The sequence below is a fragment of the Kitasatospora sp. Ki12 genome (genome assembly GCF_054601375.1).
Map to the genome: position 1 here is coordinate 706,282 of NZ_BAAIHT010000003.1, position 15,698 is coordinate 721,979.

Here is a 15,698-nt window from a genome sequence, read left to right on the forward strand (position 1 = left end):
CCGAAGCAGCCGGGGGCGGGTTGTGCGGATCAGACGTCGCCTACTTCGTGCTCACCTTCACGCCCTGGAGCGCCGTCCACCCGAGCAGCACGGCCAGCGCCGAGCCGAACCCGAGCGTCGGAACGAGCGGCTCGACGTCGTGGACCGCGCCGACACCGAGCATGAACAGCCAGGCCCGGAGCGGGATGAAGGCAAGGACGACGACCACCGCCCCGCACGCCTTGCCGAAGGCCTCCGCCGACTTGTCCTTCTTCTCCGAGCCGCTCACGCTGCGTCCTCCCACTTTCCGCGGTCGTTGTTGTCCAGGGTGATCTTGTAGACGGTCCGGCTCTGCGAGTGGTACACGCAGATGCCTTCGGGGTTCATGAAGCCGGGGACGGCGAACGAGCCATCACGCTCCAGGCTCGCCAGAGCCCGCGTGATGGCCTCCTCACGGAACACGCCTTGATAGAGCACCGGAACAACGTCCACCACGTCGCACAGCCATGACTGCTCGGCACGCGAGCACATCGAGGAACCATCCGGATCAGACCTGTGCCACCGGTCGACGTTGAAGAGCGAGAACCGACGGTCCGCGGTGTACGTGCCGTCGTCGGTCGGACGCTTCGCCAGTCCGTACCGTCGCTGGATCCCCTGCCCCCACCACTCACCGAAGTGCAGGCCGGGGCCGAGGATGTACGCCAGTTCGTCGGCGTTGTCAGCCACCCACCGGGCGAAGCCGTAGTTGTCGGCGTCCAGTGAGAGCAGCCGGTTCCGCGACTGCGCGACCACCTGGCCGTCGTCGGAGACGTGGATGCCGGCGTTGGTGCCGTCGAGCTTCTCCGTGATGACGACGTCTCGGAACAGCCTGGCAGTCTTCGGCCAGGCAGTGAACTCGGGTGCGAACGTGGTCACTTGCTCTCCTCCTTCTCCAGCTCGGTGATTCTCAGCGCCTGGCGGACGACCGTCTCCCGGAGCGGCCCCTCGTCCGTCTGCGCCGTCAGTGCCTTCGCGGCATCAACCACGCGCCGCATGTGGTCCAGGTCCCAGCGATGCCCGGGGCCAGTGTCGATGTCGACGCCGAGCACCCGAGCGACCTCCGCGACAACGCCACGTGCCTCCCCGCCCCGGGCGTTCTCGGCGTAGATGGCGGTGCGGAACTCCTCAGGTGACACCGGACCGTCGGGCCACGAAACCCGCGTCACGCCGCCCGCCTCTCCGTGCCGGTCTCCTCCGCGCCTGTGTTCCAGACGGGCCGGCCGATCACGGACCTCTTCCGGACGGTGTCCCACTGGAAGACCGCGAGCAGCGCGGTGAAGACGTCGAACAGATCGTCAGAGCAGTCCACCGGTACGAGCTTGGCGCCTTCGGGCCGGACGTGGAGCACGGCTGCCGCGTCCACGGCAGGCACCGGGATGGAATCGCCAGTGGCCGCGAGAATCATGCGGCCCGCACGGGCGTAGGCCTTCAGCTGAAGCGCCACGTCCTCGTGGACGCCGGACCGGGTGGTTTTCCAGTCCAGGATGACCGTCTCGCCGTCTATCCGCGCGATGGCGTCGAACGAGCCGGCGTAGCCGTACTGGTCGCTCCAGATCGTCTCTTCGAGGTGGACGAACTCCGGTTGCTGCGCCTGAAGGAACGCGTCGAAGTGCCGCGCATACGGCGCCATGTCCGGGTGCACGCGCCCGATTCGCTCTCCGCGAGCCATGCGCTCGAAGAGGTCGTGGGCGGCGCTGCCGGTATCGGCCGCCTTCGCCGTCGTCCGGGTGGGTGCCCTCTTCAGGTAGTCGATGGCCGCTGCCTGATCACGGAGCGCGATGTTCACCACGGCGCCCAGATCCTCGACGGCCGTCGTCGCGACCTCCTTCGCTGCCCAGAAGGTCAGAAAGCCCTTCGGGAGCATCGACAGCACCGATGTCACCCCGGGGACCTTCTTCTCCCCGTCCGCCGGGTCCACATAGAAGCGCGCGCCGGCGCGCTTGATCGTCTGTACCGCCATCCCTTGCCCTCTCTCTCGGGTGCAAGGGAGTTACTGGGCGGCGGGGCGGATCCGTTTGCCTCGTCGGCCTGAGACCTTGGCTAGGGCCCAAAGGGCCAGAACTTCGTCCTTTTTCTATTCTCTCTTAACACGTGTTAGAGGGTTTAGAAAGTAAGGGTAGGTTGGGCACTTTGGACCCCGGAGGAGGGTGTGTGCGACGTCAGGTGGTGGCTGCTTCCTCCGCGACCTTGATCAGCTCCTCTGCGCGGGCCACGGCATCGCGCAGCCGACTGACGAGGACGCCGCGTTGACCTGGCGTCATGTCGTTTGTGATCACGGCGTCCTGCATCCGTCCGAGGATCTGGCCAACGGACTCGGCCAGGCGGAGGTGGTCGGCGACCGCGCGGCCGACCGGCACCACAGGGGACTCAACGGCGGCGGGGGCTTTCTTCCGCGTCGTCGACTTCTTCGGTGCTGACACCACAACTGGCGGCGTCAGGGCATCGAGTGTCTCGCCTGCGCGATGGGCTGTCACGAGCGCCCTCGTGACGGACCGGGCCAACGCCTTCCGTTCGGCCGGGCCCTCTGCCTTCAACCCCAGCGCTTGCACTTCCGCCGGCGGCAGTACCTTCCGTAGCAAGTTACCGATATGCCATCGCACATTGCCTTGGACATGACTTTTGGTGTCCTTCGGGACCCCTGCGTCTCGGTAGATATCCGCAGCTGCTTGCTTGTATTCGTGCGAGTCGCCCGTAGGGTCGTCCATGTGCAGCCGGAGCGATACCAGAACTGCAGCAAGTGACTTAAGGACTACGACCTGTACGTTCTCTACCTGCTGGAACGCCCGTACGAGCTGAACGCCGCGCGCGTGGAGATCCTGCTGACTGAGGTCCCGAACGTCGGCGAATGCGATCGGGTCCGGGATGCTGGCGCGCCTCGTCGGAAGTGGAGCGTTCTTGCGCGCAGGGAGGTTGGCCTCCGACATGGGGCCCCCTATCTCTATGAGGGTGGCAGCCTACCAAGGGCATCCTAAGTTGCCCGATTGGGCTGCACTACACCGTTGTAGTAGCTGTGAACGCGCTGTGACAGATGTCGCAGCTGATCGGACCCAGCGCGAGCACGCTGCTTGCCACACGGATTTTCCTGGCCGGCGTGCAGCCGCATTCCGCGAGCACGCGATCAGCACTGCGGGGCCGCGGAGTTGGAGGCGGCGCCAGCGCCGTCAGGACGACGCCAATCGCGCTCTGTACAGCTTCCATGTCGACGGCAGCCACGGCCTCCGCGGTCAACGTCATGTCGCCGAACCCGCTGCGGGCGTCGTATCCGTCCCGCGTCCATTCCAGGCCCACGAGTTCACCCGACATTCGGAACGCCTTGTTGTGATAGACGCCCTTTCGGGAGCAATCGTCCACTCTGGCTGCGAAATTCAAGCCGTGGGCAGCCTCGTGATGCAGGGCCGTGATGGTCGCGCAAGCACCTGACGCCAGGGTCTCCCACCCCAGAGTCACAGGGAGAACTTTCAGCCCCTGCCACCTGGCATGACTGTGGTCCGGAGGCGGTGGGCTGCTACTGAACGCAAACGTCGCAGGTGGCAGAGTGGGGCGCGCAGAACGTAGCGCCTCCCACTCCTCCCCCAGCAGCGCTGTCAGCGCAGTAGTAGGGACAGGAGACGGCGGTGTCATGCGCCAAACCGTACAACCGTTGTTCCGTACGGTACAACTCACCCGGCACGCGTTGGCCTAAAGATGCCTTAAGGGAGAAACAAGAAACGCCCCCGTCCTCCATGCGGAAGACGGGGGCGTTTCTTGTTTTACTCCTTACCGACAGGCGACACCCGCGAACGGGTCTGCTCGCCCATGGCTATCTGGAGGACGAAGAGAACGACACCAGTCACCTGGCCAGCCGTGCTCTCGTTGGCCAGCGCCGGCATGAAGACGGCCAGGGCGACGACGCCGGACATGATGGCTGCCCGGACGCGGGCCGGCTCGGTCACGAGCAGCGTGCGCAGCCAGGCGACGGCACTCAGGGCAACGAGCTGGGCAGTGTTCTTGATCCACGCGAGTGCGTTGCGCATGGGCTCCCTATTCATGGGCCCGGCCGTAGTGCCGGGCGGATTCCGCGTCGTGGACGCGCTGGTAGACGAGCTGGACGGCAGCCTCCAAGTCGGCGACGGACCCTGCGTTGATGATCGTGTAGTCCGCGTCTTCCGGCCCGAGAGCGCCCTCCGACTCATGGACGAGGTGCGGGATCCCGGGACGGTCGATGTAGAGGAGGTGCCAGCCCCGACGGCGGAGGGTGTTGGCCTCGTTGGCGTATCTCACGTCGGTGATCACGACTGGGCGGGCGAACTGCTCGTTCACCTTGTCGGCACGGTGCAGTGCGGCGCGGAGCCAGAACTCCGGGTCGATAGCGCGGATGGACGCTCCGAGTTCCTGAAGGAAGCGGCGGATGTCGCCAATCTCCTTCGCCGTCTCCCAGCCGACGTTTCGGACCGTCCGGGAGAGCCTCATGGAAAGGTGCTGATCACCCTCCCATCGGTAGTGGATGATCGGATCGACGCGGAGTGCTGCCTCCTTGAGTGCGTCGGCGAAGGCCACCCGTTCGTAACCGCGGTTCTCCACGAGCCACGCGCCGGCAGTGTCCTTCCCAACCCGTGCGCGTCCGATAATGCCAATGTTCATGTTTCGCCCTCCGTCGTCGCAGACGAGGGAGTTACTGGGCGGGGAGGCGGCACCGTTTGCTACGGCGCTCAACCGTTAGAATTCTAACGATCATCCCTCCGGATGACGGCGGATCAGCAGATGCTCCGCGTCGTGGGCTGCCTGCCATGCCCGAACGTCGGTGATCTGCTCTCGCAACTCGCCGACGTCAGAACGAAGTTCATCCCGGACGCCGTCGATGCGCTCTGCGAGCGCCGCGCCCAGAACCGCAACGCTTTCACGGGTTGCGGCTCCCTCGTCCTCCGCTGCTCCGCGGACGGCACGCCGGAGACCGAGCACCGCCGGCACCGTGGCACCGGCCACGACACCGACCGCGCCGATCGCGGCGACGATGATCTCTGGGCTCAACGCATCAGCCTCCGCCAGGTCTCGGGGCCCGGGTAGCCGTTCGCGTCGGGTCCGCGCCAGCCCTGTGCCCGCTGGAAGGCGGCCGTCGCCTGACGGTCAGCGTCCGTCCACTGCGGGCCGGGACCCTGCCGGTAGTAACTGCCATACCCGTGGCGGACGAGCGCCTGGCCCAGCTGCGTGACGTACCGATTCGACGCCCCAGCGTGGAAGTAGACGTTGCCCGGGAACGGCTGCGTCGCCGGGGCCGGCCGCGACGTCGCGGCCGTCGGGATGTCCCGGCCCTGGCCCGTGACGAGGTACTGCCATGTGGTCGGGCCCGGGATGCCGTTCGCATCCGCCCCGGTCCAGCCCTGAGCGGCCTGGAAGGCGGCGACGGCCTGGCGGTCGGCGTTACCCCAGACCGGGCCAGCGCCGACGGAGTAGAAGCGCCCGCCACCCCGCTTGATCAGCATCTCACCGAGGCGGGTGACGAAGGCGTTGTTCGCGCCGGGCCCGAACTTGTCGGCGCCGGGGAAGGCGGTCGACGGGGCCGGGTTCGTCGGCTGCGGGGTCGGCGTAGGCGTTGGGCTCGTCGGCGACGGCGGAGCCTGGCCCGGGGCGGCTGGCACCGTGATGGTGTCGCCAGGGTGGACGACGTCCGGGTTCGTCACCTGCGGGTTGAGCCCGAGGATCACCGACAGCGCGACACCTGCGGCAGCTGCGATGGCACCCAGCGTCTGGCCGGCTCGGACGACGACGGTCCGCGTCGTGGGCGTCGGAGCCGGCGTTGGCGTGGCGGAGCCGTCGATCACCCACTTCGCCTCCACCGCCCGGCGCGGGCCCTGCGCGAAGTCGGGGTGGCCGTAGCCGTAAACGTACGCGTCTCGCCGGCGGCGCACCTTGCGGTAGACGCCGTCACCCTCCGCCGACCCGTTGTCGTTGGTGTTGCCCTCCACGGTGGTAATCGTGGTGTCGTCGTAGTCGATCACCAGACCGGTGTGCGAGCCGCCGCCGGAGCCAAAGAAGACCTGCGCGCCGATGCTCGGGAATTCCGAGAACCGGTCCTTCGCGCGGAACCACGCGACCCCCGCGGAGCACGACGCGGTACGCGGGTAGACGTCGGCGTTGCCGGACTTCAGTGCGAGCCAGGACACGAAGACCGCGCACCATGGCTCGCCGTCGTCCGACACCCACGCCAGGCCAGGGACGTCGGCGGCGTACCTCTCACGGTTGTTCCAGCTGCCGTTGGGGTTCCGGCCTTCGTGGTACCCGACTTCGGGGAGTGCGACGGTGATGATCGCTGCGGGGGATGTCGACATGTTCTGACCCTCCTCAGGGCATAGAAAATGCCCCGGCCGGATGGCGGGGCTGCAGTTTGCTGACGCTCAGATGTTCAGGCGGCTGACTCGTATGAAAGCGACCAGAGAAGCAGATTTCCGGCTACGTGCGTCGTCGGCCCCGCGTGGGTCAGGTTGTTTGTGTAGTCGGTCCCCAACAGGCTGGTGACAAAGCCGACAGCCGTATCTCCGGTCCCCAGCAGCGAGATTCCCGTGAAGTTGTTCAGCCCCGGGGCGACGTAGCTAGCGGTGCCTACGATGTCCAGCCCATTGGCGGCGGCCGGTGTTGGTAGGGACATGTACCAGAGCCCGTTACCCGGGGTGCTCAGCGATCCGTACGCGAGCCGGCCGAACCACGTGACGAGCCGGCCCGTCCGCGTCCACCGGCTGGTCAGCGAGCCGTTTCCGAGCGTGGGCTGTACGCCGGTCCCAGCGCGGGCGGTCCACGACGGCACGAACGTCGACCACGTGCCGGTTGGCTCGTGTGCCTGCCATGCGGTCCCCGAGTAGATCTCCTTCCGACCTTCGGCAACGAGCCAGCACTCCATCCCCGCCACCGGGCTGGGAATGGCGGCATTCCGCGCCGATGCGTCGGAAAACCGCATATTCGCCTTGGGCGCGATGGCGTTTACGAGCGAACTACCTGCGGATTCAGCGTTCGGCGCGTCGGAAAGTCTCGGGTACGGGAGCCCCTGCTGGAACGAATCGGTTCCTGGCATTCATCCTCCTCAGGATCGGTTAGGCCAGCGCGCCGACGACGAGCCAGGTTCCCGCGCCGTTGCGGGTGACCATGACCGTGTCGCCGACGACGGGACTGCTGTAGCTGGAGAGTCGGCGTATGCCGCTGACGGGGCCGGTGGGAGTGGAGACGGCCACGACGCCGGCCCCGACGGCCGTCACGGTGGCGAGCATCCACCCGGATCCGCGCTCCAGGACTGCGCGCTCCGCGGCCTGCTGGATGGCGCTGGCGAGTGTGCTCACGGGGTGTCCGCCTTGCTTCCTCGAAGGATGATCGCGAAGGCCCCCGTGACGTCGAGGGGGACGGAGAACGACTGCGCGAGCACGCGCTCCGTCCGCCCGCCCGCGTACCGCAAGCGGAGGCAATCGCCTGCCTCCAGTGCCGGGTTCGGAAGGCTACTGATCGACGTTTCGACGGTCGGTGCGATCGCGTCGCGCAGCATGGTGGCGGCAACAGCGGCACACTGCGCCGTCGTTGTCAGCAATCCTGAGTTGTAGAACCGCGGCACCCGGCCGTACGGCCCATCCCACCGGGTCGGGCTCGTGGGGTCGGTGTCCTGCGCTGTCGCCGACACGGGCGGGATCCCGGACACGGCGCTCTCACCGGACACCACCACGGCGTTGTAGACACCGGCGCGCGACAACTTCCGTCCAGCGGCTATGAGGTTGCCTGTCGGCCCCTCCGCGATGTCCCACACTGGGGTTGCGGTGGTCAGGTCCGGGACGTCCGCGATCACGAACTGACCGAGTACGTTGACATAGCACTCGGCATGCATGCTGGTCGCCAGGGCCGTCACGGCGTCCCACCGGTCTGCCTGGGCATCCCACACGACCGTGGAGCACGGCTGGTCCCGGCCCGTCGCGTTGACGATCACGGCGCTCGGGAGCGTCTCCTGAATCAGGGCGGTGATCGCGCCGACGGTGGACGAGTGGCCGGACGTCGATCGCGGCGCGCTGAAGCGGTCGTCCTGGACGGCCGCCTCCAGCGATTTGCCCGTCAGGGTGACCGGTCCCATGTCGACGTCGCCGGACGGCTCGTCCACCCGAAAGGTGCCGAGTGGACACATCTCCCGTGTGCCGTCAGGGAATTGGATCCCGCGTGACACGATGAGCTGCTGCCCGTAGACGGCCAGCGGGTCCGTCGCAGCCCACGGCAGGTAGGACGGATCCGCCACCGTGAGCGAGAGCGAGCGACGCACCTTGGACCCCCGGTCAACCGAGACGGCGCCGCCCACGATGGGCAGGTCCGTCACGGTCGGGGTTCCGGCCAGGGTGCCGTCCACCCGGACGACAACCTGATGCGGGGTTGAGAGGGCGGCCAGGAATGCCGGGCTTACGGGGTACATCAGCTACCTCCAACTCCGGTGAGAACGTCCAGCCAGGTGCGGGCACCGGCCAGGACGTCGGCCCACGTGCCGTAACCGTCTCGTACGGTCTGCCAGGTGCGCCCGGCCGTGCCGACGAGGCCGCCGATCGGGCGGTCGACTTCCGTCAGTGCGAGCGTCCATTCCCGGTCGGGCTGGGGTGCGTAGTCGGATGGCCGTGCTTCGTCCAAGTCGCCCACCTGGATGTAGGTGTCCGGCTCGCCCCACGACGCCGGCCACTGCGCGAGCAGCGTGTTCCCGGAGCTGAGCAGCCAGACGAGGGCCTGGCGCTCCACGTCGGTTGCCGTGCTCACCGCGACGTTCCCAGTACGGGAGGCCCGGACGTCGGTCAGGATCACCGGCCGGGCCCGACCGCGGATATCGTGGACGCCTTGGCGGGCCGCGCGCTTCCACACGGGCATCGTGGTGACAGTGGCCTTGAGGTTCCGGGCTGGCAGGGCCGGGTCCTTCAGGACGACCGCCAGCTCGTCGGGGTGTGGCAGGGTGAGCCAGTCGACCGAGTAGGCCGTCCAGTCAGCGCCCGCTGGCGCTGTCCAGGCCTTCACGTAGTAGGCCACCGCCACGCCCAGCGGGGCCTCGTAGTCCTCCACCACGGCCGTGTCACCGGTCGTCGTCTCCGCCGTCAGGTCACCAGAGTAGCCCCGGACCGGCGTCTGTGCGCCGTCCGGCGTCGTCCTCCAGAGGCCCCAGCGATTCCGCCCATCCGTGCTAAGCCCCTGGACGTGAACAACCGCCCCGTACCCGGCAGTTGACGGCTCCGCCCACGCGGCCAGACCGCCGGCCGCCAGGTACACCCGGTCGACGTACCAGACCTCCCCCGCGCTCGCACCGGAACGGACGATCGACGGGCGGACGGACACCGCACCGACGGGGGCCAGGTCGGAGGTGAAACTCGCGGTCCAGGCCGTCGCCGGGCCGGCGATGATGCCGGACGACGTCTGCCGGATCGTCTGCCCGCCCGAGTTCAGCCAGTCCAGGCGAACGGTGTAGGGCAGCGAGTCAACGGGCGGCCGGACTGTCGGCCGGACCCGGTAGGCCTGACCTGCCGTCACCGGAACGGGAGTTGCGAGCGACACCACGGCGTCCGCGGCACCGGTGCATGTGAGCACCAGGGACAGCGACCCGGCAGCCGCCTGCGCGGTGCTGGCAACGATCGTCCCGCCGCCCACCGCCGTCCAGGGACTAACGCCGCCCTCCATGCTGGCCTGGCCGTACGTCAGTAGGTTCCCGGCCTCTGGGGTGGCGGCATGGATGCCCATCTGATCGCACAGCCACGTCTGCCCGGATGCCGTCGCCTGTGGTCGAAGGACGAGACGGGCCTTCACGGCCCCCGCAGGTGCAGGCCCGGTCACGGCAACACGGCTCCAGGAGCCAGCCGGGAGGCCGGTCCAGGTGGACGACGTGGTTGTGCCTAGGTACGTGTCGCTCGCGTCGTGCCACCGCAGGTCGATCACGAACGGGATGTCCGCGGTCCCGGGCTGCACAGAGGCGTACCCGACGTAGTCCGTTCCCGGCGTTGTCGTCACCGACGAGGCTCCGCCGCACTGGGCGTTGCCCGCCAGCGTGGACGTCAGCAGCAGGCTCCAAGCGCCCTCCGCGGCAGCCGTGGAGCTTCGCCCTACCGTCAGGCCGTACCACGCGCTCCACGCGGAGGCGTCCTGCTCCACGCCCTGAGCAGCGTAGCTCAGGAGGTTGCCGGCCAGCAGCGACACGGGGCCGACCGCGGCGTCGTCCATGCATGCCTGTTCGGAGGCCCCCAACCCGTCGACCGCTACGGTCATGCTTGCGTAGGCCGCCCCGGTGGGGGCCGTAGCGATCACGATCGGGGGCGTGTTGACGTTCCACGCAATCGAGTTGGCGAGCGTGGTGACCGGCGACGTCGCCGAACTGAGCGCCGTCCCGCCGGTGGAGCCAGCCCACCAGTCGATGCGGACTGTCGCCGTGCGGCCGGCAGCTGCCACCACGAGCGCGTAGTACGCGTACGCGGTGTAGGTGCTGCCAGCCGTCACGGCGATGCGGGTCGCCGTCGTCGCCGACGCCGGGCCGGCGGTGCCGGTGCGGGTCAGCAACAGGGACTTGGCGCCGGTACGCCACTTCGTCCCGGTCTGCGCGATCGTCGTACTCGCGCCCGCCGTCCAGCCGCTGGCGTCGGTCTCGATGCCCGACGTGTTGGCGCTGAGCAGGTTGGTGCTGACGCTCACTAGATCCGCCTCCCAGCCGTCAGGGCCATGGCCGTTGCTGTCTCCGCGCGGTCCACCTCCACGCGCACGATGTCGGTGATCTCGCGGTCACCGACGTACACCCGGGCGTTCAGGGTGATGTCCCCCGAGCCGTGGAGACCGCCGTTTCTGATGGAATCCCACTGGCCCGTGGTGAACACGGGTTCCGGCGATCCCGTGTGGTTGTAGACCAGCGACGGTCCCACTGGCAGGTAGCCGCCGTTGTCGTAGCCGCCCGGCCGGTTCAGTGCAGCCAGCGAGCCATAGCGGTGGATCGCGTAGTTCAGACCGGCATAGATGTTCGCCAGAGGGTCGGTCGACGTTCCGAACGAGAACGGACCGGTTCCGGCGAACGGTCCGGCGTATTCCCGGAAAGTCGGGCCGATCACCTGCATCAAACCGACGGACGGAGTGCCTGCCAGCGCGTTGGAATCCCAGTTGTTGACAATCGTCGGGTTGCCGCCGGATTCCTGGTTCATCCGTCGAAGGACGGTGTCGAGCCACGAATCCGGCTGCCCCAGCATCGTCAGCGCCTGAAGCACCTGCGGAGCCCATCGCTGGACGCCGGATCCGCCGTTTCCGGCGGCCTGGTTCCCGCTTCCGCCACCCCCGGTGACAAAGTCCACGATCTTGTCCTTGAGGCTGGTTATCAGCTTCTCAGGAATACCGATCACGACCTTCCCGAGCGGCGAATCGTTCACCGTCGAGAACAGGTCGCGAACCGGCTTCGTCAACTTTTCCCAGATCTTGGAGGGATGCGTCAGGAGTTCCGCGCCATCCTTTGCAGCATCCCAGATTCCCGAAGCAGCGCCCTTCACCGTGTCCACGATGGACCCGATGATGCCGCCGCTGGCCATAAGCTGAGTTCCGGCGGCAGCGTGAAGCGCAAGCGCGCGACCACGATACTTCGGGTCCGTCGGAATCACGTACTCGGGGTAGTTAGGGTTACCTTCGCCGACGATTGCTGTCGGACGATTGACGACCATAGGAGCAGCCTCACCCCTCCCGGGGCCCACGGTTCCACCGGCCGCAAGGAGCTTCGGGGCGTCGGGCAATTTGGGCAGGTGGACGAAATCGGCGACTTTGTCCCAGACCGCTTTAATTCCGTTTGTATAGACGCTTTCGATCACGAAGTTAACGGGCTTCTTCGCGACGTCGGCCACCTGATTCCATGCGGCGGCGATCAGGTCCTTTGCCAGGCTGAAGGCCGTGGCCAGCGGCGACAGCGCGTTCGTAATCGCGTCAAACGCCGGCTTCAGGGCGTGGTCCCAGAGCCATCCGGCGCCAGTCCCGATCGCGTCGAAAGCGGGCTTGATAGCATTTCGCCACAGCAGGCTAGCGCCTTCGCCCAGCTTCTTAAATCCGTCCACCGCCGCATCCACGACCGGCGAGAGAACCTTTTGCCACAGCCACGAAGCAACGTCCGCAATCCCGCTGAGGGACGGCTGGAAAACGTCCTTCCACAGCCAGATAGCAATGGCTGCCAGAATTCGGAACGCAAGGATTAGTGCGGTGATCACCACGGTCACTACAATGGCGAACAGAACCCGTGCCGCATCCCAGATGAACCCGAAGGCCGGACCGATCGCGTTTTCCCACAGCCACATCGCCACGGCGCCGACAACCTGCAGCCCGTACACGATTGCGTCAAGCACCGGCTTGAGAACGGAATCCCAGACAGCCAGCGCGGCCACCTGGATTGCGTTCCAGGTGGTCAGAACCGCGTCTCTGAACCATCCCCAGTGGTTGTACGCGTAAATGACGCCGGCCACCAGCGCGAGTATCACCACGATGATGGCCGTGATCACCGGCACGACACCCGTCGCCTGAACGGCTGTCGCAAAGGCTCCCGTCTCCGCCGTCGCGACCGCGATTGCGGTGTTGTAGATCAGCATCCCGGCGCCAGCCGTTATGGCAACAAGTCGTGCGACGCTGAAGGCACCAACCGCGAGCCAGATGAACTGAATCAGCCCCGGGAACTTGTCCGCAAGCTCGGAGACCTTATCTGCCAGCCATCCAATCCCTTGAAGAATGGGCCCAGACAGCGGCGCTATCGCCTCGGAGATGGAAAGGATCAGCCCTCCGAGGCTCCCCAGGAACTCGGCCAACTTGGGGCCGGTCTCCGACACGTACTTCAGGAACCGCTCAAACTCTGGGCTGCCCTTCAGCCCCGTCCCCCACCGCGCGAATCGGCCCGTGATGGATTCCATCTTCCCGTTGATACCACCGATGTGGGAAAGGAACGCATCGAAAATGCCCGACATACCCTTGACGACATTTCCAAGGGCCACACCGAGGCCGACGAGGGCGGGCTCTGCAGTGGTCTGGATGTCCTTTTTGAACTCCCGCCAGAACGGGGTCTTCAGCTCTGCGGAGGCTTTGTCCTGGAGTTTGCCAATCGCGTGCGCTGCGCCGAGTGCGAGCGGAGTCAACCCGGGGAGCGTGTCCTTTGCCGAGTTCACCCCGCGAACGAACACCGGGAGGACATCAGGCGCCAGGCTGTTGCTCCAGCTCTTGAACGCAGCGCTCAGCCCGCGTGGGCCGGCGATGGCGTCGAAGAGTTGCCGAGCACTGGGCGACAACTTCCGCAGTGCCGCATCGTACTTGTCCGCGGCCGTCACGGAGGTGCTCGCGGCCTTGGCGCTCGACAGCATCGCCTGCTGCACGCCGCGCTGCGCGTTCGCGATGGAGTCGGCTGCGGACTGCGCGGCCGTCGCGGCAGCGCGCCGTGCTTCGGTGACCCGGTCTTGTGCGTCCGCGATCGCTCGCGCGGACGAGGCAGCCGACTTCGCGGAAGCCGCTTGCGCGTCTGCAACGGCACGAGCCGCGTCGACTGTGCTCCGCTGCGCCTTCGTCAGCCGGTCCTGCGCGGTGACGACGACTTGCGCGCCATCCACGCCAGTGTCTGCAGCCGCCTTTGCCTCCGCCTGCAGCTGCGCGTACGAATCGCGCTGGTCACTTGCGTTCTGAACGGCGCGGTCGTAAGCGAGTTGCGCATCCGCAAGCTGCTCTCGCGTTGCACGGTCACCCGCATCGCGTACTGCTTGCAGCTCCCGCTGCGCCTTCGTGACGCGAATCGTCGCCTCGCGCTCGTCCAGTGCACCGTTCGCCAGCCGGGACTGGTAGTCCGCAAGTTGCTGCTGTGCCGTCTTGCGTGCGGCGGTCAGATCGTCTTGCGCCTGCACCTCCGCCCGCTGTGCGTCCGCGAGAGACTGCTCTGCGTCCTGCACCCGCCGGGCCGCGGACACCTGTTCGTCGGCTGCGCGCGCGACAGCGTCCGCGAGAGACTGCTCCGCCCGCTCGACCTGGCGGGTCGCGTTCTCCGCCTGCGTCGCCGCGTTCCGCCTCGCCGACGCAAGCGACTGCTGCGCACCTGCAAGCGCCAACGCGCGCTGCTGCGCGGTGGAGTCCGCGTTCGCGCTCGACCGCGAAGCAGTAGCCGATGCATCTTCCGCCGCCTTGCGCGCCTGCATCGCCTCCGCGACTCCGCGGATCGCGGGAATCGCCGCCAGTGCCAGCGCTCCCGCGCCGCTGGCGGCGGCCACGAACGACGCCGTGAGAGCGCCAACTCCAGCCGTCAGAACTGGGATCGCGGGGATCGCAGCAAGTGCCGCGATCTGGATGCTCAGCACAAGCACCGACGACAGCGCACCGGACGTGTCGATGTGGATCTCTGCTCGCTGCGCGTCCAACGCAGCAACGGTGGCCGCGACGGCCGCCAGCTCCGCCTCCGCGCGGACAGCGTCGGCGCGGATGTCGATGCGGACGGAAGCAGCGTTCAGCTCAGCGAGTTGCGCGCGAAGCCGCGCGATCGTCGCCACAGCGTCGGCGTCGGTGAAGTTAGCGTCGGTGACGAGCCGTTCGGGAATCGCCGCCATCTCGGTTCGCAGCCGGGCGAGCCGGATCTCCGCCTCGTCGGTGGAGACGTCGATGTCCACTCCCGGGAGCGCTGCCGTCGCGGCGCGGATCTGGGCAACGAGGCGTTCCCTGAACTGGCCCGGACGGAGCTCGACCTCGTGCGGTTCGCGGGTGACGGCCGCAATCTCAGCTTTGACCTCCGCGAGTGCCGCGCGGGCGGTGGCTGCGTCGATCCGCACCACCGGGTTCGGGTGCTGACTGCCCAGCTGGCGGAGCTGCGTCTCCAGGTCGGCAATCCGGGCGGAGGCTGTGCGGGCGTCGATGTCGACACCGATGCGCTTCCCCGACAGCTCTCGCAGCTGCTCGCGCACCCGCGCAAGCTCGGCGTCCACCTGCGACGTGTTGGCGTCGACCTTGATCTTTGGCAGCGACTTGTAGGCCGCTTCGAGGCGGCTCTTCAGTGACCGTGCGAAGGCACCGCCGGTGTTGCTGCCCTCTCGGGTAGCGACGGCCGTTGCTTCTCGTCCGCCGTCCCGGACCGCGTCCGGCAGCGACTGCGCAATGCGGCGCTGCATACCGTTCGCAATCTCCGTACCAAGGATCCGCCCGACGCCCTCGCCGGCGTTGGCCAGGCCTCCGCGGAGAGCGTCCGCCATTCGGTCGGCCAGCTGTCGGCCGGCCTCCACGCCCACGCGGTCCGCGATTGGGAGGATCTGGTCCCGGAGGCGCCGGTGAAAGTTCGGCAACATCGGGACGATGTCGACGCCGGCGGTACCGACGATGTCCGGGCCAGCCATCACGCCTCCAGGGGCTCGGTCCTCAACCGCGGGTCCAGCGCGCGGCGTTGCTCGTCCGACAGACGTCGGCGGTGGTTCTTCGGCGGGACGCCGGGGCGCGGGGTCGGGTCTGGCATGGTTGGCTTCCCGCCTGCAGCCGCGACGGCGACGGCCGTCTGAGCACGGATCGCGTCCAGGATGCTGGCGAGCAACAGCTCAGCGCCGCTCCAGGCAGCCAGGTCCGGGCGTGACTCCTCCGCGAGCCGCTCACGCTCTGACGCCGCCAGGGCGTTCCGGAGCGCCGTCTTCGTCGCCGAGTCGGGCGGGAGATGCTCGACCAGGACGCGGAGCCGGCGAAGCGACAGGCGCCCCCGGTACACG

15 protein-coding genes are annotated in these 15,698 nt (G+C 67.6%); all 15 read right to left on the minus strand.

Going from position 1 to position 15,698, the window contains the following annotated elements; genetic code table 11:
* Positions 1-40: 40 nt before the first annotated feature.
* Positions 41-268 (minus strand): hypothetical protein, encoded by a 228-nt coding sequence (locus tag ACYP53_RS33640; protein WP_459650244.1) that lies wholly within the window; start codon positions 266-268, stop codon positions 41-43.
* On the minus strand, positions 265-894 hold the full coding sequence (locus ACYP53_RS33645; RefSeq protein ID WP_459650245.1) for an RNA ligase family protein: 630 nt from the start codon (positions 892-894) through the stop codon (positions 265-267). The genes ACYP53_RS33640 and ACYP53_RS33645 overlap by 4 nt, the downstream gene beginning before the upstream one ends.
* Positions 891-1,184 carry a hypothetical protein gene (locus ACYP53_RS33650; RefSeq protein WP_459650246.1) on the minus strand — a complete coding sequence of 98 codons (294 nt, stop codon included), beginning with the start codon at positions 1,182-1,184 and terminating at the stop codon, positions 891-893. The genes ACYP53_RS33645 and ACYP53_RS33650 overlap by 4 nt, the downstream gene beginning before the upstream one ends.
* Complete coding sequence (locus ACYP53_RS33655; protein WP_459650247.1) at positions 1,181-1,978, minus strand: hypothetical protein; 798 nt, start codon at positions 1,976-1,978, stop codon at positions 1,181-1,183. The genes ACYP53_RS33650 and ACYP53_RS33655 overlap by 4 nt, the downstream gene beginning before the upstream one ends.
* Before the next feature lie 199 nt (positions 1,979-2,177).
* On the minus strand, positions 2,178-2,942 hold the full coding sequence (locus ACYP53_RS33660; protein ID WP_459650248.1) for a hypothetical protein: 765 nt from the start codon (positions 2,940-2,942) through the stop codon (positions 2,178-2,180).
* Positions 2,943-3,009: 67 nt separating this feature from the next.
* Positions 3,010-3,321 (minus strand): hypothetical protein, encoded by a 312-nt coding sequence (locus ACYP53_RS33665; protein WP_459650249.1) that lies wholly within the window; start codon positions 3,319-3,321, stop codon positions 3,010-3,012.
* A gap of 446 nt (positions 3,322-3,767) precedes the next feature.
* Complete coding sequence (locus ACYP53_RS33670; protein WP_459650250.1) at positions 3,768-4,031, minus strand: hypothetical protein; 264 nt, start codon at positions 4,029-4,031, stop codon at positions 3,768-3,770.
* 7 nt (positions 4,032-4,038) lie between these two features.
* Positions 4,039-4,638, minus strand: a complete 600-nt coding sequence (locus tag ACYP53_RS33675) for a deoxynucleotide monophosphate kinase family protein (RefSeq protein WP_459650251.1) — start codon at positions 4,636-4,638, stop codon at positions 4,039-4,041.
* A 90-nt stretch (positions 4,639-4,728) separates the two neighbouring features.
* A complete protein-coding gene (locus ACYP53_RS33680; RefSeq protein ID WP_459650252.1) occupies positions 4,729-5,025 on the minus strand; it encodes a hypothetical protein in 297 nt (98 codons plus the stop codon).
* Positions 5,022-6,194, minus strand: a complete 1,173-nt coding sequence (locus ACYP53_RS33685) for a peptidoglycan-binding protein (protein ID WP_459650253.1) — start codon at positions 6,192-6,194, stop codon at positions 5,022-5,024. The genes ACYP53_RS33680 and ACYP53_RS33685 overlap by 4 nt, the downstream gene beginning before the upstream one ends.
* A 203-nt stretch (positions 6,195-6,397) precedes the next feature.
* On the minus strand, positions 6,398-7,060 hold the full coding sequence (locus tag ACYP53_RS33690) for a hypothetical protein (protein ID WP_459650254.1): 663 nt from the start codon (positions 7,058-7,060) through the stop codon (positions 6,398-6,400).
* A gap of 19 nt (positions 7,061-7,079) precedes the next feature.
* Entirely contained in the window at positions 7,080-7,322 is a 243-nt protein-coding gene (locus ACYP53_RS33695) for a hypothetical protein (protein ID WP_459650255.1), read from the minus strand.
* Positions 7,319-8,362 carry a DUF5047 domain-containing protein gene (locus tag ACYP53_RS33700; RefSeq protein WP_459650256.1) on the minus strand — a complete coding sequence of 348 codons (1,044 nt, stop codon included), beginning with the start codon at positions 8,360-8,362 and terminating at the stop codon, positions 7,319-7,321. Before ACYP53_RS33700 ends, ACYP53_RS33695 begins: the two co-directional genes overlap by 4 nt.
* 62 nt (positions 8,363-8,424) lie before the next feature.
* Complete coding sequence (locus tag ACYP53_RS33705; RefSeq protein ID WP_459650257.1) at positions 8,425-10,665, minus strand: hypothetical protein; 2,241 nt, start codon at positions 10,663-10,665, stop codon at positions 8,425-8,427.
* Positions 10,665-15,338: a transglycosylase SLT domain-containing protein gene (locus tag ACYP53_RS33710; protein ID WP_459650258.1), complete on the minus strand. Its 4,674-nt coding sequence runs from the start codon at positions 15,336-15,338 to the stop codon at positions 10,665-10,667. Before ACYP53_RS33710 ends, ACYP53_RS33705 begins: the two co-directional genes overlap by 1 nt.
* Between the last annotated feature and the right edge of the window lie 360 nt (positions 15,339-15,698).